A 16805-nucleotide genomic window follows, 5' to 3' on the forward strand; every position below is an offset into this window, starting at 1 on the left:
AAGGTACAGACCAGCCGGGCCATTTGGAACAGTCCTTAACGAAGGGCGGCGCGGATGGCGTCCAGGACGGCCGGGTCCTCGATCGTGGACGGGACGGCTTCGTCGCGGCCGTCGGCGATCGCGCGCATCGTCTTGCGCAGGATCTTGCCCGACCGCGTCTTCGGCAGCGCGTCCACAATGGACACGTCACGGAACGCGGCGACCGGGCCGATGTCCCGGCGCACCAGCGCGACCAGTTCGTCCCGCAGTTGCTCCGCGGGGATGTCCGCGCCCGCCTTCAGCACGACGAACCCGCGGGGCAGCTGGCCCTTGAGCTGGTCGGCGACTCCGATGACGGCGCACTCGGCGACCGCCGGGTGCGAGGCCAGCACGGCTTCCATCGACCCGGTCGACAGCCGGTGGCCGGCGACGTTGATGACGTCGTCGGTGCGGCCCATGACGAACAGGTAGCCGTCCTCGTCGAGGTAGCCGGAGTCGCCGGTCAGGTAGTACCCGTCGTAGCGGGAGAGGTAGGCCTCGCGGTAGCGCTCGTCGTCGCCCCAGAGCGTCGGCAGCGAGCCCGGCGGCAGCGGCAGCTTGACCGTGATGGCGCCTTCGCGCCCGGCCGGCAGCTCGTCGCCCGCCTGGTCGAGGATCCGGACGTCCCAGCCGGGGACGGGCTTGGTCGCGGACCCGGGCTTGACGTCCATCGGCTCCAGGCCACGCGGGTTGGCCGCGATCGGCCAGCCGGTTTCGGTCTGCCACCAGTGGTCGATCACCGGCGTGCCGAGCTTCTCGTGCGCCCAGTGGTAGGTCTCGGGGTCGAGCCGCTCGCCGGCCATGAAGAGCGTCTTGAACGCCTTCAAGTCGTACTTCGCCAGTTCACGGGCGTCCGGGTCGACCTTCTTGACGGCCCGCAGCGCGGTCGGCGCGGTGAACAGCGCCTGGACGCCGTGCTCGGCGATGACCCGCCAGAACGCGCCCGCGTCCGGCGTGCCGACCGGCTTGCCCTCGTACATGACCGAAGTCGCCCCGACCAGCAGCGGCGCGTACACGATGTAGGAGTGCCCGACGACCCAGCCGACGTCGGACGCCGTCCACCAGACGTCGCCGGCGTGGACGTCGTAGATCGCGTCCATCGAATAGGCGAGCGCGACGGCGTGGCCGCCGGTGTCGCGCACGACGCCCTTCGGCTTCCCGGTGGTCCCGGACGTGTAGAGGATGTAGAGCGCGTCGGTGGCCGCGACCGGCACCGGGTCGGCCGGATCGGCGGCCGCCGCCAGCTCGCGCCAGTCGAGGTCCCGCTTGGCCAGCTGGGCCGGCGCCTGCTCGCGCTGCAGCACGACGACGTGGTCGGGCTGGTGCTCGGTCATCTCGAGGGCCGCGTCGATGATCGGCTTGTACTCGACGACCCGCGTCGGCTCGATGCCGCAGGACGCCGCCAGGATCACCTTGGGTTTCGCGTCCTCGATCCGCGCGGCCAGTTCCTTCGGCGCGAACCCGCCGAACACCACCGAGTGCACCGCGCCGATCCGCGCGCAGGCCAGCATCGCGATCGCCGCTTCGGGCACCATCGGCAGGTAGACGATCACGCGGTCACCCTTGGTGACGCCCAGCGAGCTGAGCGCGCCGGCGAACCGCGCGACCGTGTCCCGGAGCTCTTCGTAGGTGTAGGTGCGTTGCCGCCCGGTCACGGGAGAGTCCCAGATCAGTGCGGCCTGGCCGCCGCGGCCGGCCTCGACGTGCCGGTCGAGCGCGTTGTACGAGGTGTTCAGCTCGGCGCCGGGGAACCATCGGTAGAAGGGCGGGTTCGAGCTGTCCAGGGCCCGCTCCGGGGCCTTCGTCCAGCTGATGTTTCCGGCCGCGGCCAGCCAAAACGCTTCCGGGTCCGTCAGGCTGCGCCGGTAGGCCTCGGAGTACGCGCCCATTCCCGCTCTCCTTCGCGTCGAACGTCCGCCGCCCCCATCATGGCGCGGGAGCGGCGGGCCCGCCGGATTCCGGGCAACCTGAAGACCCGGCAACCTCACGGCGGCCGGCTGCGTCCTAAGCTGGACCGCGGGGAAACGCGGCGTGAAGGTACGAAGTGAACACGGACAGTGAGGGGATCCGGCGGTGAACGGACTCGCGAGCGCGCTGCTCTCGCTAGCCCATTCCTTGTTCGGCCCGGGCTTCTGCCCCGGCGACTGGGTGTGGGCCACGAGTGCGGCCGGCGCGCTCGTCGCGCTGATCCCGCCGGCCGGCGCGCTGGCCGTGTCGATCATCCGGAAGGGCACCGGCAACCGGTACGACGCCACGACGCTGGGCGTCTTCGGCGCGATCGGCCTGCTCAGCGCGCTGGTGCTGCCGTGGCTGCTGTCCAACGGCGTGTCGGGCGTCTACCGCGCGGCGTACGCCAAGGAGAAGACCGGCCTGTCGGCGACCGAGCTCTCGACGCTGCGGGGCCCCGGCGGCTGCTGGGTCGACTCCCAGGTGGACTACCTGGGCGGCCGGCAGACCGTCTTCGACGTCTTCTCCTCCCGCAGCACCGGCGCCGACGACCTCCCGTTCTTCGTGTACCTGCTGGCGTTCGCCGTGCTGGGTGCCGGTTCGCTGCTGTTCGTCATGCTGCAGGGCCGCACCGCTTTCCGCCGCGGCCCGAAGTGGCCGTCGCGGTTCTTCTGGATCCCGTTCGCCGCGATGCTGGTGTTCAGCGTCGGCATGGAGGCGAACACCGCGCTGCACTTCTGGCTCGGGTTCCTGCCGTTCAGCGTGCTGGGCCTGATCCCGGTCGCGATGGTCGGGCCGCCGCCGTGGTCGGTGATCAACCGGCCGGACGCGCCGCCGCGCCGCGAGCCGGAGCCGCCGGGCCCGCCGCCGTCGCAGGTCCAGCCGCGCCCGACGCCGCCGCCGCCTCCGCCCCCGGTCAACCGGCCGTACCCGAAGACGGCGCTGGCGTCCGCGCCCGAGCCCCCGCCGATGGCCGGCGCGCTGGCCGCGGCCCCGGGCCCGGTCCCGCCGCCGCCCGGCTCGCGCAACGCCGGCGGCAGCCGCTACCGCCGCGTCAAGCAGCTCGGCGCGGGCGGGTTCGGCACGGTCTGGCAGGCCGTCGACACCCAGCTCAACCGCACGGTCGCGCTCAAGATCGCGCACGCGCCGGACCGGGACACCGCCGAGCGCATGCAGCGCGAAGCCCGCGCGCTGGCCGTGGTCAGCCACCCCAACTGCGTCAAGGTGTACGACCTGGCCGAGGAGCCGGACGGGCTCGCGCTGGTCATGGAGTACCTCGAGGGCCGTCCGCTGGCCGAGCTGGTGGACGGCCAGGGCCCGCTCGACGACGTCGCGGCCGGCCGCCTCTGGGCGACCATGGCGGGCGCGCTCGCGGCGGCGCACGAGAAGGGCGTCCTGCACCGCGACATCAAGCCGTCGAACGTCATCCTCGACCCGAGCGGCCTGGCCCACCTGATCGACTTCGGCATCGCCCGCAGCCAGGGCGACTCGAAGATGACGGCGACCGGCATGATGATCGGCACGCCGGACTTCGTGGCCCCGGAGCAGGCAATGGGCGCGGCGGCGTCCCCGGCGTCCGACGCGTGGCAGCTGGCGGCGACGATCAGCTACGCCCTGTCCGGCCAGCCCCCGCGCGGCACGCGCGAAACCCCGATGGCCGCCCTGATGGCGGCTGCCCGCGCGGAACCGGTGTCCCGGCTGCCCCAGCGGAGCGCGCACGCGCGGCTGCTGGCGGCTTCGCTGGACCCGGAGCCGCGACGCCGTCCGACGCTGAACGCCGTGCGGCGCGAGGTCGAGGGCTGGCTGTCGCGGGCGGGCAAGTCCGCCGACGGCCCGGTGACGCGCGTGGTGCCCCGCCAGCCGGGAAACCAGCTGCCCCGCCGCTAACCGGGCTTCACGGCCTCGAAGATCAGCAGCTCCTTCGGGTGGTGCTGGATCTTCACCTGCTCGAAGCCCGCCTTTTCGAGGCGCGCCGGGAACGTCGCCGCGTCGACGACGTTCATCGTGTCGCCGATGTGCAGCAGGCGGAACCGCAGGTTGAGCTGGCCGTCGCTGCCGCAGTACGTGCCGCCCGGGCGCAGGACCCGCGCGGCCTCGGCGAAGATCGCGTCCTGCAGCTCCTTCGTCGGGACGTGGTGCAGCATCGTGAAGCAGGCGACGGCGGAGAAGCGGCCGTCCTCGAACGGCATCTCCGCGCCGCTGCCTTCGACGACTTCGGCGCGGTCGCCGTACTTCGCCCGCAGCAGCTCGCTCGAAGCGGGGTCGATCTCCAGGACCGTCAGCTTCGGAACCGCCTTGAGCAGCACGTTCGTGGTGGCGCCGAAGCCGGGTCCGATCTCGAGGACGTCGTCGCCGAGGTCGCGCTGCTTCAGCCACGGCGTCAGCCGCTCCTCGACGGTGGCCGCCCACTTCTCCGAGCTGCAGATCTTGCGGTGGATCAGGTTCATCGGCATGCGTCCGACGCTATTGGGGCGCGTTGATGGCCGGTAGCCGATAGCCTGCCAACTGATGTCGCGAACCAGCCAAGCCATGCTGCTCGGCGAGGTCGACCTGCCCGCCGGCACCTGGTTCCCCTGGCACGAGCACCCGGTCCACCAGCTGGTCTGGTCGGCCCGGGGCGTCGTCGCGGTCAAGGCGGGCGACGCGGGCTGGGTCCTGCCGCCGACCCGCGCGCTGTGGATCCCGGCGGGCGTCCAGCACCGCACGGGCGCGCTCGGCCGGGCGGCGTTGCGCGGCATCTACGCCGACCCCGCGCTGTCCCCGGTGTCGTGGCCCGCGCCGCGGATGGTGGTGGTCCGGCCGCTGCTGCGCGAGCTCCTGGAGTACCTGACCGGCGACGGCGTGGCCCCGGACGCCCGCCTGCGCGCCGAAGCGGTGGCGTTCGACCTGCTGGAACCCCTGGACGTCGTCCCGATCGTGGTGCCGTCCCCGGCCGACCCGCGCGCCCGCGACGTCGAGCGCGCGGTGGTTTCGAACCCGGCGGACCCGCGAAGCCTGGCGGAGTTCGGCCGGGACGTCGGCGCGGCCGAGCGGACGCTGGCGCGGATCTTCGTCCGCGAGTGCCGGATGCCGTTCGGGACGTGGCGCACGCAGGTGCGGCTGCGTGCGGCACTGCCGCTGCTGGCCCAGGGATCGCCGATGGAGACGGTGGCGCACCGGGTGGGCTACAGCTCGGCGAGCGCGTTCGTGGCGGCTTTTCGACGCGCGGTCGGCGTCACGCCGGGGGCGTACTTCGCGGGGTGACCGGGCACCAGTACCGCAGCCTCCCGGCGGAACTGGTGTCCGCCAGGACGCCGCCGTTGTGTTCGATCACGCGGCGCGACGCGAGGTTCTCGGGCGCGCAGGTCAGGAGGACGTCGCCGAGACCGGCCTCGCGGGCGACTCGCAGGGCCGCGCGCAGCAGCGCGGTGGCGTGTCCCCGCCCGCGCGCGGACGGCCTGATGTCGTAGCCGAGGTGGCCGCCGAACTCGGTCAGCTCCGCGTTGAGCCGCAGGTTGAGCCGCACCCGCCCGAGGTAGTCGTCGCCTTCGGTCCACCAGAGGATCCGGTGCGGGACCCGGTCGCGTTCGACGGCGGCCGTGCCGCTCAAGCCGGCGTCGCGCACGTCGGCGATCCAGCGCCGGAACTCACCCGGGTCGGCGAGCAGCTCCGGGTCCAGTTCGGTGTGCAGGCCCTCCCGGTGGTACTCGCGCAGGGCGTCGAGGAACGACCGGTGGTACCGCGGCGCCGGTTCGACCAGGCTCACCGCCAGGACGGCAGCCAGCGTTCGGCTTCCCACTGGCCCGTCGTGATCGCGACGCCGTTCAGGATCGGCCACAGCCACGCGAAGTTGGCCACCACCAGGCCCACGTACAGCGACACGACGAGCAGACCGGTCCCGCGTCTTTCGAACCCGCGCCGCGCGCTGCCCAGGATCTGGCCGAGGCACAACGTCAACCCCAGGACCAGGAACGCGGCCAGCGGCGTCGCGTAGAAGAAGTACATCTGGCGGTCGATGTTGGTGAACCAGAAGACGTACCCGCCGAGGTAGCCCACCAGCACCGCCGCGTAGCGCCAGTCCGCGCGGAACACCGAGCGCCACACCGCCCAGCCCAGCATCGGGATCGCCAGCCACCACATCGCCGGCGTGCCGATCAGCATCGTCGCGCTCACGCAGCGGGACTCGCCGCAGCCGGTGATGTCGCCGTCGTAGCTGTAGAGCATCGGGCGCAGCCCCATCGGCCACGTCCACGGCTTCGACTCCCAGGGGTGCGGGTTGTCCTTCGGTGTGACCAGCGTTTCGTGAAAGTGCAGGACGTTGCCCGTGTAGTCGGCCAGCGACCGCAGCGACGCCGGGACCCACGACCAGACCCCCGGCGCGATGTCCTTGATCTCCGTGTAGTGCCGGTCGGTCGCCGTCTCGCTCGCGAACCACGCCCAGTACGCGCCGAGGTACATCAGGAACGGGATGAGCAGGATCGCCCAGAGCGCCGGCAGCACGTCGCGACGGATCGTGCCGAGCCACGGCCGTTCGACGCCGGCCGCGCGCCGCGCCGCGACGTCGAAGAACACGCACAGGAGCCCGAACGCGACGATGTAGTACAGCGCCGACCACTTGACGCCGAAGGTCAGCCCGATCATCAGCCCGGTCGCGAACCGCCACCAGCGGAAGCCCAGCTTGGGGCCCCACACGGACTCGTTGACCCAGCCTTCGCGGACCGCCGTCGCGAGCCGGGTGCGCACCTGGTCGCGGTCGACGAGCAGGCAGGCGAACGCGGCGAGCACGAACAGCGCGATGAAGATGTCGAGCATGCCCATCCGCGACTGCAGGTGCAGCACGCCGTCGCTGATCACCAGGATGCCGGCGATGCCGCCGAGCAGCGTCGAGCGCGTCAGGCGGCGGGCGATGCGGATGGTCAGGAAGATGATGAGCGTGCCGGCCAGCGCGGGCATGATCCGCCAGCCCCAGCCGTTGTAGCCGAACAGCCATTCGCCGATCGCGATCAGCTGCTTGGCCAGCGGCGGGTGGACGACCAGCTCGTAGCCGTAGTTGTCCTCGTAACCGCCGTTGCGCAGCATCTGCCACGCCTGCGGCACGTAGTGCTTCTCGTCGAAGACCGGGCTGCCCTTGTCCGTCGGCACGCCGAGGTTCTGCAGCCGGACGATCCCGCCGATCACGGTCAGCACGAGGGTGACGACCCAGCCGCGCAACCGGTCGGTCGGCATGCCGCGGCCGAGCAGGGTCACTTCGCGGTCGGTCGGCGGCCGGAGCGCCTCGAGGGGGTCCGGCCGGACGCTCTCGTCGTCGGCACGGGTCAGCACGGCGGTCACGGGGGCGATCCTACGGGCGCGGCGGGGCGTGCGTCGTCGGGATCCGCTGATCAGCCTAGGCTGGCCGGGTGACTCCGGGCCGCCTCATCCTCGCCGCCACCCCGCTCGGCGACGTCCGCGACGCTTCCCCGCGCTTGGCCGAGGCCTTGGCGGAAGCCGACGTCATCGCGGCCGAGGACACGCGGCGGCTGCGATCGCTGGCGTCCGCGCTGGAGGTGACTCCGCGAGGCCGGGTGGTGAGCTTCTACGAGGACGTCGAGACGGCGCGCCTGCCCAAGTTGCTCGAATCGTTACGCGCGGGCGAGACGGTGGTGCTGGTGACGGACGCCGGTATGCCCAGTGTGTCCGATCCGGGCTTCCGGCTGGTTTCGGCTTGCGTTGCTTCGGACTTGCCGGTGACCTGTCTTCCCGGCCCGTCGGCGGTGACGACGGCGCTCGCTTTGTCCGGTTTGCCGTGCGATCGGTTTTGCTTCGAGGGGTTCGCGCCGCGGAAGCCCGGGGAGCGGACCCGGTGGTTGACGTCGTTGGTGTCCGAGCCGCGGACGGTGGTGTTCTTCGAGTCCCCGCACCGGTTGGGATCGTTGCTGGCCGATGCGGCTTCGGTGCTGGGGGCGTCTCGGCAAGCCGCGGTGTGCCGGGAGTTGACGAAGACCTATGAAGAGGTGAAGCGGGGGTCGCTTTCGGACTTGGCCGCGTGGGCCGCGGAGGGCGTGCGCGGCGAGATCACGGTGGTGCTCGAGGGCGCCCCGCCGCGGTCGGTTTCGGTGGCGGATCTGGTGTCGGAGGTTTCCGAGCGGGTGGCTTCCGGAGAACGGTTGAAGTCCGCTGCCGCCGAGGTGGCCGAGGCGGCGGGGGTGTCCAAAAAGGAGCTTTACGACGCGGTGCTGGCTTCGCGGGTCAAGTGAGCAAAGCCGTCACCGCGGCGTGCGCCTTTTCCGCATCGGGCGCGTCCCCGGTGATCACGTCCGTGTACACGAACGACTCGCCGATCCGGACCAGCAAGTAAGCCAGGTCCGGGACCGGCAACGGCGGCTGCAACCGTCCCGCCTCGACCTCCCCCGAAAGCAGCTCCACGAGCCGAGACGTCGTCCGCTGTTGGCAAACGCTTGCGCGGGTCGTCAGCAGCCGCAACGCCCGCTCCGGCTCGCGGCGCAGAAAGTCCCGGAACGGCGGGGACTCGTTCGCGAACCGGACATATCCGCTCACGAAGTCGGCCACCCCAGCCGCGCCGCGGCCGACGCACGAGGGCCACAGCCGGGCGATCGACGCCGACGACAGCGTCCACAGGATCTCGCCCAGTAGCCGGTCTCGGGAGCCGACTCGGCGGTGCAGCGTCGCGCGGCTGATGGACAGCGCCTCCGCCAGCTCGCCCATGTCCACCCGTCGCCCGGCCAGGAACCAGTCGCGGGCGAGGTCGAACGCAGCCGAGTGAGACATATGCCAGAATGTCTCACAACCACCGCGGGAAGGGAAACGCAGATGCGCGCAGTGCAGGTGACCGAGTTCGGCGGGCCCGAGGTGCTCACCCCCGTCGAGCTGCCCGATCCCGTGGCCGGCCCCGGTGAGGTGCTCATCGACGTCGAGCGCATCGGTGTCAACTACGCCGACACCCACCAGGCCGAGAACTCCTACCTCGCGCCGTCGAAGCTGCCGCTCGTTCCCGGTGGTGAGGTGGTCGGGACGCACGATGGCAAGCGGGTTGTCGCCCTCCTGAACGGCGGGGGCGGGTACGCCGAGAAGGCCGTCGCGCCCGAGGCGACCACCTTCCCCGTTCCCGACGGCATCGACGACCTCACCGCACTGTCCCTGCTGGTCCAGGGCACCACCGCGTGGGTCCTGCTCAAGAAGAACGCCCACCTCGAAAAGGGCGAATCGGTCGTCGTGCACGCCGCCGCCGGTGGGGTCGGGACCATTGCCGTGCAGCTCGCCAAGGCGTGGGGCGCCGGCCGGGTCATCGCCACCGCCAGCAGCGACGAGAAGCGCGCCCTCGCGCTCGAACTCGGCGCCGACGTCGCCGTCGACTCGCGGGCCGAGGACATGACCGAGGTGCTGCTCGACGCCAACGGCCGCCGCGTCGACGTCGTGCTCGACATGGTCGGCGGCAAGACCACCGACCAGAGCATCGCCGCGCTCGCTCCCTTCGGCCGGCTCGCCTTCTATGGGATGGCCGGCCGCGAGAACCCGAAGCCGGTCGAGCTGCGCAACCTCCTCGGCCACAGCACGACCATCAGTGGTATGTGGCTGCCGCACGTCTTCCGCCTGCCGGGCAACGTCTTCGCGACGGCCCTCCGAGACCTCTTCGACCTGGTCCTGGAAGGCAAGCTCAAGGCCATCCCGGGCGGCGAGTACGCGCTGTCCGACGCCCGCGGCGCGCACGAGGCCCTGCGCTCCCGCAAGACCGTCGGCAAGCTACTGCTCGACCCCGGCAAGTAGGCGTTCCAGGGGTGCCGCCTTGTGGAGGCACTCCTGCCACTCCGCCTCCGGGTCCGAATCCGCCGTGATGCCGCCGCCGACGCCCAGTGCGATCCGGCCGGCGGCGATCTCGAACGTCCGGATCGCCACGTTCAGCTCCAGCCCCGCCGCCGGGGACAGCAGCCCGATCGCTCCCGTGTAGACCCCGCGTCCGCAGGGTTCCAGCGACGCGATCAGCTCCAGCGCGCGGATCTTCGGCGCCCCCGTCACCGAACCGGGTGGGAACGTCGCCTCCAAAAGGGAGGCGTCCGAAACGGACGGTCGCAGCACCCCGGTCACCGTCGAATCCAGGTGCCACACGCCCGGCGCCGGGCGGACGCGCAGCAACGACGGCACCGTCACCGACCCCACCTCGCACACCCGGCCGAGGTCGTTGCGCACCAGGTCCGTGATCATCACGTTTTCGGCGACGTCCTTCACCGACTGCCGCAGCAGCAACGCGTTCCCGTCATCGGACGGCCCTCGGCGGGGGAGGGTGCCCTTGATCGGTGTCGAGCGCACCGCGCGGCCGTGGCGGGCGAGGAACAGCTCCGGCGAGAACGACACCACCGAGCCCTGCGAACCCGAGACGAACGCCGCCCGCCGGGGATCCAAAGAGGACACTCCGGCCGCGAACAAGGCGGCGGGGGAACCCGAAAACGATCCCGTGAACCGGCTGCAGATGTTCGCCTGGAACAGCTCACCGGCCTCGATCGCGTGCACGCACGCCTTCACCGCGTCCCGGTGCTCCGAAGGCAACGGACGTCGTAGTGGTCCAGCCGTCCACGAAAGCGGCTCAACCGGAGAAGCCAGCATCGATTCCATTGTGGACGCCGAAGGGCCGCCGCCGTCCAGAGACTCCAGGTAACACGTGCCAGAAGCGGACCACCGCAGCACGTGGTCCGCCCAGCCCCACGCGGCCGGCGGGAGCGAGCCGGAGGCGTCGTACGCCAGGTACCCGAACCACCCGCCGCCGATCACGCCCGGCGGCGCGTCGACCTCCGGGCAAGCGGGAAAGTCCCCGGGCATAACCGCAAGCGAAGGCGCGATCACCGCCTGTGAAGAAAACCAGTCACCGGACAGCATCGCGGGCGGCGGCAGTCCGCGAGCACGCGCGAAAGAGGCGAGTACCGAAAAAGCGCGCGCGGGCGTGACGTCCGTCCGGAGTGCCCTGCTCGTCACGCGCATGGCGACATACCACCACACGTCAGAGCAGCAGGTCACCCAATGTGAACGGGTACACGACGGCGTTCTGCTCCACCGGCCCGTCGACGCCCCGCACGTCCGGGCCGTACGCGTGCTGGTGCACGCCGAGCCGCGAGTGGAACCAGCCCGGCCTGCCGGGGATGCCGTTGTGCCGGACCAGCCACAGCACGACCTCGCTGTCGGCCCAGCGGTCCGGGTGCAGCCGGTGCGACCAGCAGTCGTGGTCGGCGTAGACGAGCACCCGCTCGATGCGCGCCGCGTGCCGGACGTGCTTGATCCACGTCTTGATGAACCGGTCGTCCACGCTCGGCGCCGCCACCTCCAGGGCCGGCGCCAGCGACCCGGGCGCGAACGCGCCGAGCCTGCTGGCCGTCCGGACGAAGTGGTCGGCCTGGTCGTGCGCCGCGCCGGGGCGGGCGTAGTGCCGGCCGCCGGCGTGCAGGCCCGCCTCCTGCGCGCCGGCCAGGTTGCGCTCGGCCGCGGAGTTGGTCCAGTTGACGTTCTCGCTGATCGTCACCGACACGAACCGGGTCTCCGCCCCGCGGACGGCGTGCCAGTCGGTCACCCGCTCCCGGTGGGACAGCGAGATCCCGCGTTCGCTCTCCGGTTCCGTCACAGTCCGCCCCCGGCACGTCGGTGGAGAGCACACCATACGTCGCCGGAGACGGACCCGCAGTGACAACCCGCTGGTTGATCAGGCGTTTTCCTTTTGGAACGTGCGGGTGCCCCACCACACGGACACCACCGCCATCACCAGCACCACGACGCTGCCGGTGAACAACGCGTCCATCGTGAAGTCGCCGCGGAAGGTGTTCCGCTCGACGTCCACCACGTGCCGGAACGGGTTGATCTGCGACACCGTGTACAGCCACTTCGGCGCGACCCCGGCCGTGATCGGCAACAGGATCCCGGAAAGCAGCAGCAGCGGGATGAGCACGGCGTTGAGCAGCGCGGGGAACGTCTCCTCGCTCTTCAACGTCAGCGCCAGCGCGTACGAGCACGACGCCAGCGACACCGCCAGCAGGAAGACGATCACCAGGCTCAGCAGCACCCCGCCGACCGGGGCGTCGAGGTCGAACGCCAGGTACGCCAGCGCGATGATCAGCAGCGCTTGGACGACGGCCTGCAGCGCGTTGGCCAGCACCTTGCCCAGCAGCAGCGCGCCGCGGCTGACCGGCGTCACCCGGAACCGCTCGACGACGCCGGAGCGGTAGTCGGCCAGCAGCCCGAAGCCGACGAACGAGCTGCCGAACAGCGCCAGCTGGGCGATCAGCGCCGGGGTGAGCAGCATCCAGCCGTCCACTTCGGACAGGCCCTGGGCCTGCATCGCCTTCACCATCAGCGGCCCGAACAGGAACAGGTACAGCAGCGGCTGCATGATCCCGATCAGCACCCACGTCGGGTTGCGCAGCGCCGCCTTCATGTCGCGGCGGAAGATCAGCCAGGTGTCACGCAGCACGGCCGCCCTCCTCCGCTTCGCGCAGCGAGCGCCCGGTCAGGGTCAGGAAAACGTCGTCGAGCGTGGGCCGGTGCACCTGGACCGACAGCATCGGGATGGACTTCGCGTCGAGCGCGCGCAGCAGTTCCGGCAGCGCGACGTCGCCGCGCGGCACCCGGAACCGGACGACCCCGCCGTCCGCGGACAGCTCGTGCGCGCCCGCCAGCCGGCCGGCGATCTCGGCGGCGTCGGCGCCCTGCTCCGGGTCGACGCCGATTTCGACGCGGTCGCCGCTGACCCGCGCCTTCAGCGCGTCCGGCGTACCCTCGGCGACGATCCGGCCGTCGTCGATGACGATCAGCCGGTCCGACAGCGCGTCGGCCTCGTCCAGGTAGTGGGTCGTGAGGAAGACCGTGACGCCCTGCTCGGCGCGCAGCCGGCGGATGTGGTCCCACAGGTTGGCCCGGCTCTGCGGGTCGAGCCCGGTCGACGGCTCGTCGAGGAAGACGAGCCCCGGCGAGTGGATCAGCCCGAGCGCGATGTCGAGCCGCCGCCGCTGGCCGCCCGACAGCGTCCGGGTCAGCCGCTGGTCCAGCCCGGTCAGGTCGAGCTGGTCGGCGAGTTCGGCGCCGCGCGCGATCGCGTCGGCCTTGCTCATCCGGTAGAGCCGGCCCTGCAGTTCGAGCTCGTCGGCGACCTTGGTCTCCGGCGAGCTGCCGCCGCCCTGGGCGACGTAGCCGATCCGCTCGCGCACCCCCAGCGGGTCCTTCAGCAGGTCGCGGCCGCCGACGGTCGCGGTGCCGGCCGACGGCTTCAGCAGCGTGGTCAGCATGCGCAGCGTGGTCGTCTTCCCGGCGCCGTTCGGCCCGAGGAACCCGACGAGCTCGCCCGCTTCGACGTCGAGGTCGACGCCCTTCACCGCGTGTACTTCGCCCCCAGTGCGGCCCTTGCGGCGGAACCGCCGCTCGAGACCGCGTGCCGTGATCATGAGATCCCCTCTCGAAGGTAGTCAAGCTTGACTAGCTGAGGCGCACACTCTGCCCCAGAAGGGTGCGCTAGTCAAACTTGATTACCGGGCGGGTGGCTCGCCGAACGCGTCGCCGGACTCGTCGGCCATCACGTACTCGCCCGCTTCGAGCCGCTCGATCAGCGCCGCCAGCCAGGTGAGGCTCGCGTCGGTGATCCCGCCCCACAGCCGGTACAGCTCGCCCACGTGCTCCGGCGTCCCGAGCCCCATGTTGACCTTCAGCTCTTCGAGCATGAGCCCCGCCTGCCGCTGCTCGGCCTCCAGGTGGACCAGCCGGTGCCGGAGCAGGTTGATCACCCGCGCCCGGGGCAGCGTGGTCATCAACGAGATCGCCGCCGACAGGTCGGGGTGGTTCAGCGAAGGGTCGGACAGCGCCTTCGACAGCAGGACCTGGTACTCCTGCTCGCCCTCGGTCGTCAGCCGGTACGCGGTCCGGTCCGGGCCGCCGTCACCCGGCTCGACGTCGACCTGCTCCAGCAGGTCCTCGGCGGTCATCTTCTTCAGCGCGTGGTAGATCGACCCGGGCTGGACGTTCGCCCACTTGTCCGCGGACCAGGTCAGCAGCTCGCGCCGCACCTGGTAGCCGTGCGCGCGGCCGTACATGCGCACCACCCCGAGCACGAGCAGCCGTGTCGCCGACAACCGGGGCCTCCCTCTCGAAAACGTGCGTGACGCCCTCCGTAGGCTAATAAGGTATGAGCACCCCTGTGTTGACCGCGGTGGCCTGGCCCTACGCCAACGGCCCCCGCCACATCGGCCACGTGTCCGGATTCGGCGTCCCGTCCGACGTCTTCTCCCGCTACCAGCGAATGGCCGGCAACCGGGTGCTCATGGTGTCCGGCACCGACGAACACGGCACCCCGATCACCGTCCAGGCGGACAAGGAGAACTCGACCCCGCAGCAGACGGCGGACAAGTACACCCGCCAGATCGGCACCGACCTGCAGGGCCTGGGGCTGTCCTACGACCTGTTCACCCGGACCACGACCGGCAACCACGCCGAGGTGACGCAGCAGATCTTCCTGGCGCTGCACCGCAACGGCTACGTCGTGCCGAAGACCACGCGCGGCGCGATCAGCCCGTCCACCGGCCGCACGCTGCCCGACCGCTACGTCGAGGGCACCTGCCCGATCTGCGGGTACGACGGCGCGCGCGGCGACCAGTGCGACAACTGCGGCAACCAGCTCGACGCCGCGGAACTGATCAACCCGAAGTCGCGGATCAACGGCGAGACGCCGAAGTTCGTCGAGACCGAGCACTACTTCCTCGACCTGCCGGCGTTCACCAAGACCCTCGGCGACTGGCTCGGCACCAAGACCGACTGGCGCCCGAACGTCCTCAACTTCACCAAGAACCTGATCGACGACATGCGGCCGCGGCCGATCACCCGCGACCTCGACTGGGGCGTCAAGATCCCCCTCGACGGCTGGCGCGACCAGCCGCTGAAGCGGTTCTACGTCTGGTTCGACGCGGTGATCGGGTACTTCTCGGCCAGTGTCGAGTGGGCCCGGCGCTCCGGCAACCCGGACGCGTGGCAGGAGTGGTGGAACAACGCCGACGCGCGGTCCTACTACTTCATGGGCAAGGACAACATCACCTTCCACGCCCAGATCTGGCCGGCGCTGCTGTTCGGCCACAACGGCGAGGGCGACAAGGGCGGCGAGCCCGGCAAGTACGGCAAGCTGCACCTGCCGGACGAGATCGTCTCCTCCGAGTTCCTCACCATGAGCGGGTCGAAGTTCTCGACCTCGCGCGGGCGCGTCATCTACGTCGAGGACTTCCTGCGCGACTTCGGCCCGGACACGCTGCGGTACTTCATCACGGTCGCCGGCCCGGAGACCCAGGACACCGACTTCACCTGGGACGAGTTCGTCCGCCGGACCAACTTCGAGCTGGCCAACGAGTGGGGCAACCTGGTCAACCGGTCCATCTCGATGGCGCACAAGAACGTCGGCGCCATCCCGCGCCCGGAGGCCCCGACGGCCTCCGACGAGGAGCTGAAGGCGTTGTCGCGCAAGGCGTTCGACACCGCGGGCGCGCACCTGGCCCGCTCCCGGTTCAAGCTGGCGGCGAGCGAGGCGATGAAAGTCGTCACCGCGGCGAACAAGTACATCTCCGACCAGGAGCCGTGGAAGCTCAAGGACGACCCGGCGCGGCGCGACACCGTGCTGCACACCGCGCTGCAGGTCGTCTCGGACGCCAACACACTGCTGACGCCGTTCTTGCCGCACTCGGCGCAGAAGGTGCACGAGGCCCTCGGCGGCACCGGCGTCTGGGCCGCCCAGCCGGAGCTGAAAGAGGTCGAGGACCTCGACATCGACGGCCGGGTCAACCCGATCCTGACCGGCGACTACGCGGCCGAGCAGGCGAAGTGGGAGTCGACGCCGATCGAGGTCGGCAAGCCCCTGGCCAAGCCGTCGCCGCTGTTCACCAAGCTCGACCCGGCGCTCGGCGAGACCGGTCCGGAGTGGGCGCCGATCATCAAGGAGTAAGAGGTATGCATGGGTGACGAGAAGCGCGAGCTGCCGCCGGTCCCGGACCGGCTCCCGGTGTCGGTGGTGGACGCGCACACCCATCTCGACGCGTGCGGCGCGGTCACCGCGGCCGATGTCACGGCCATGGTCGACCGCGCCGAGCGCGCCGGTGTCGCCCGCGTCGTCACGGTCGCGGACGACCTCGCGTCGGCGCGCTGGGCCGCCGAAGCGGCGACCTGGGACCGCCGGGTCTGGGCCGCGGTGGCCATCCACCCGACGCGGACCAAGGAGTTCGGCGAGGCCGAGAAGTCCGAAGTGGAGCGCCTGGCCGCGACCGACCGCGTGGTCGCCGTCGGCGAGACCGGCCTCGACTACTACTGGGACTACTCGCCGCACGACGCCCAGCAGGAGGCGTTCCGCTGGCACATCGACCTCGCCAAGCGGCTGGACAAGCCGCTGATGATCCACGACCGCGAGGCCCACGACGACGTGCTGCGCGTCCTGGCCGAAGAGAATGCGCCGAATGCCGTAATCTTCCATTGTTTTTCCGGGGACGCGGAAATGGCGCGCAAGTGCCTCGACGCGGGATACGTCCTTTCCTTCGCGGGCACGGTGACGTTCAAGAACGCGAAGGGCCTCCACGAGGCGGCCCGGCTCTGCCCGCCGGATCAGTACCTCGTCGAAACCGACGCGCCGTTTCTGACCCCCCACCCGTTCCGTGGGCGGCCGAACGAGCCGTTCGGCGCCGCCTACACCGTGCGTCACCTCGCGGCGCTCAGGGGCGAAGCTGTCCACGAAGTCGCCGAATCGGTCCGGACCACTGCCGAGCGCGTCTACCGACTCCCCAGTGTCACAACGGGTTGAACGCATTGCGACATCGGGGTTCCTTGATCGTCCACCTGATGGAGTGACGGGGATCACGACACTCCGGGGG

At 70.9% G+C, this 16805-nt stretch carries 16 protein-coding genes; 6 read left to right on the top strand and 10 right to left on the bottom strand.

What is annotated here, in order from left to right; all coding sequences use genetic code 11:
- Positions 1-35 precede the first annotated feature (35 nt).
- A complete protein-coding gene (locus ABFJ78_RS08445) occupies positions 36-1907 on the bottom strand; it encodes a propionyl-CoA synthetase (protein ID WP_436385237.1) in 1872 nt (623 codons plus the stop codon).
- A 184-nt stretch (positions 1908-2091) separates the two neighbouring features.
- Here ABFJ78_RS08445 and ABFJ78_RS08450 point away from each other — a divergent pair, with 184 nt between their 5' ends.
- The gene (locus tag ABFJ78_RS08450) at positions 2092-3852 is read left to right on the top strand and encodes a serine/threonine-protein kinase (RefSeq protein WP_436385238.1); all 1761 of its coding nucleotides are present in this window, start codon (positions 2092-2094) and stop codon (positions 3850-3852) included.
- Here ABFJ78_RS08450 and ABFJ78_RS08455 read toward each other — a convergent pair.
- Positions 3849-4418: a class I SAM-dependent methyltransferase gene (locus ABFJ78_RS08455; protein ID WP_436385239.1), complete on the bottom strand. Its 570-nt coding sequence runs from the start codon at positions 4416-4418 to the stop codon at positions 3849-3851. The genes ABFJ78_RS08450 and ABFJ78_RS08455 overlap by 4 nt on opposite strands.
- Positions 4419-4494: 76 nt before the next feature.
- Between ABFJ78_RS08455 and ABFJ78_RS08460 the strand changes: the two genes are divergently transcribed.
- Entirely contained in the window at positions 4495-5208 is a 714-nt protein-coding gene (locus ABFJ78_RS08460; protein WP_436385421.1) for an AraC family transcriptional regulator, read from the top strand.
- Here ABFJ78_RS08460 and ABFJ78_RS08465 read toward each other — a convergent pair.
- Together ABFJ78_RS08465 and ABFJ78_RS08470 are read right to left on the bottom strand one after the other, a co-directional pair.
- Positions 5180-5710, bottom strand: coding sequence for a GNAT family N-acetyltransferase (locus ABFJ78_RS08465; protein WP_436385240.1), 531 nt, complete (start codon positions 5708-5710; stop codon positions 5180-5182). The two genes, ABFJ78_RS08460 and ABFJ78_RS08465, sit on opposite strands and share 29 nt — an antisense overlap.
- A complete protein-coding gene (locus tag ABFJ78_RS08470) occupies positions 5707-7275 on the bottom strand; it encodes a dolichyl-phosphate-mannose--protein mannosyltransferase (protein WP_436385241.1) in 1569 nt (522 codons plus the stop codon). Before ABFJ78_RS08470 ends, ABFJ78_RS08465 begins: the two co-directional genes overlap by 4 nt.
- A 68-nt stretch (positions 7276-7343) precedes the next feature.
- Here ABFJ78_RS08470 and rsmI point away from each other — a divergent pair, with 68 nt between their 5' ends.
- Positions 7344-8180: a 16S rRNA (cytidine(1402)-2'-O)-methyltransferase gene (rsmI, locus tag ABFJ78_RS08475; RefSeq protein ID WP_436385242.1), complete on the top strand. Its 837-nt coding sequence runs from the start codon at positions 7344-7346 to the stop codon at positions 8178-8180.
- Here rsmI and ABFJ78_RS08480 read toward each other — a convergent pair.
- Entirely contained in the window at positions 8173-8712 is a 540-nt protein-coding gene (locus ABFJ78_RS08480; RefSeq protein WP_436385243.1) for a QsdR family transcriptional regulator, read from the bottom strand. The genes rsmI and ABFJ78_RS08480 overlap by 8 nt on opposite strands.
- Before the next feature lie 42 nt (positions 8713-8754).
- On the opposite strand from ABFJ78_RS08480, the gene ABFJ78_RS08485 reads away from it, so the two are divergent.
- A complete protein-coding gene (locus ABFJ78_RS08485) occupies positions 8755-9708 on the top strand; it encodes a quinone oxidoreductase family protein (RefSeq protein WP_436385244.1) in 954 nt (317 codons plus the stop codon).
- Here the strand turns inward: ABFJ78_RS08485 and ABFJ78_RS08490 are convergent.
- The 5 genes from ABFJ78_RS08490 to ABFJ78_RS08510 all read right to left on the bottom strand — a co-directional run bounded on the left by ABFJ78_RS08490 (position 9685) and on the right by ABFJ78_RS08510 (position 14039).
- Positions 9685-10914 (bottom strand): aminodeoxychorismate synthase component I, encoded by a 1230-nt coding sequence (locus ABFJ78_RS08490; RefSeq protein ID WP_436385245.1) that lies wholly within the window; start codon positions 10912-10914, stop codon positions 9685-9687. The two genes, ABFJ78_RS08485 and ABFJ78_RS08490, sit on opposite strands and share 24 nt — an antisense overlap.
- Positions 10915-10933: 19 nt before the next feature.
- The gene (locus ABFJ78_RS08495; RefSeq protein ID WP_436385246.1) at positions 10934-11548 is read right to left on the bottom strand and encodes a glycoside hydrolase family 25 protein; all 615 of its coding nucleotides are present in this window, start codon (positions 11546-11548) and stop codon (positions 10934-10936) included.
- A gap of 78 nt (positions 11549-11626) precedes the next feature.
- Positions 11627-12391, bottom strand: a complete 765-nt coding sequence (locus tag ABFJ78_RS08500; RefSeq protein ID WP_436385247.1) for an ABC transporter permease — start codon at positions 12389-12391, stop codon at positions 11627-11629.
- Positions 12381-13358 carry an ATP-binding cassette domain-containing protein gene (locus ABFJ78_RS08505; protein WP_436385248.1) on the bottom strand — a complete coding sequence of 326 codons (978 nt, stop codon included), beginning with the start codon at positions 13356-13358 and terminating at the stop codon, positions 12381-12383. Before ABFJ78_RS08505 ends, ABFJ78_RS08500 begins: the two co-directional genes overlap by 11 nt.
- A gap of 81 nt (positions 13359-13439) precedes the next feature.
- Positions 13440-14039, bottom strand: coding sequence for a PadR family transcriptional regulator (locus ABFJ78_RS08510; protein ID WP_436385249.1), 600 nt, complete (start codon positions 14037-14039; stop codon positions 13440-13442).
- Between the two features lie 53 nt (positions 14040-14092).
- On the opposite strand from ABFJ78_RS08510, the gene metG reads away from it, so the two are divergent.
- The gene (metG, locus tag ABFJ78_RS08515; RefSeq protein ID WP_436385250.1) at positions 14093-15889 is read left to right on the top strand and encodes a methionine--tRNA ligase; all 1797 of its coding nucleotides are present in this window, start codon (positions 14093-14095) and stop codon (positions 15887-15889) included.
- Positions 15890-15898: 9 nt separating this feature from the next.
- Positions 15899-16735, top strand: a complete 837-nt coding sequence (locus tag ABFJ78_RS08520) for a TatD family hydrolase (protein ID WP_436385251.1) — start codon at positions 15899-15901, stop codon at positions 16733-16735.
- The last annotated feature ends 70 nt before the right edge of the window (positions 16736-16805 follow it).

It is taken from the genome of Amycolatopsis sp. MEPSY49, assembly GCF_051337345.1.
Classification (GTDB): domain Bacteria; phylum Actinomycetota; class Actinomycetes; order Mycobacteriales; family Pseudonocardiaceae; genus Amycolatopsis.

Coding starts and splice junctions, on each gene's coding strand:
- ABFJ78_RS08505 (WP_436385248.1), bottom strand. CDS start 13,358: ATGATCACGGCACGCGGTCTCGAGCGGCGGTTCCGCCGCAAGGGCCGC.
- ABFJ78_RS08490 (WP_436385245.1), bottom strand. CDS start 10,914: ATGCGCGTGACGAGCAGGGCACTCCGGACGGACGTCACGCCCGCGCGC.
- ABFJ78_RS08460 (WP_436385421.1), top strand. CDS start 4,495: ATGCTGCTCGGCGAGGTCGACCTGCCCGCCGGCACCTGGTTCCCCTGG.
- metG (WP_436385250.1), top strand. CDS start 14,093: ATGAGCACCCCTGTGTTGACCGCGGTGGCCTGGCCCTACGCCAACGGC.
- ABFJ78_RS08485 (WP_436385244.1), top strand. CDS start 8,755: ATGCGCGCAGTGCAGGTGACCGAGTTCGGCGGGCCCGAGGTGCTCACC.
- ABFJ78_RS08480 (WP_436385243.1), bottom strand. CDS start 8,712: ATGTCTCACTCGGCTGCGTTCGACCTCGCCCGCGACTGGTTCCTGGCC.
- ABFJ78_RS08455 (WP_436385239.1), bottom strand. CDS start 4,418: ATGCCGATGAACCTGATCCACCGCAAGATCTGCAGCTCGGAGAAGTGG.
- ABFJ78_RS08520 (WP_436385251.1), top strand. CDS start 15,899: ATGGGTGACGAGAAGCGCGAGCTGCCGCCGGTCCCGGACCGGCTCCCG.
- ABFJ78_RS08445 (WP_436385237.1), bottom strand. CDS start 1,907: ATGGGCGCGTACTCCGAGGCCTACCGGCGCAGCCTGACGGACCCGGAA.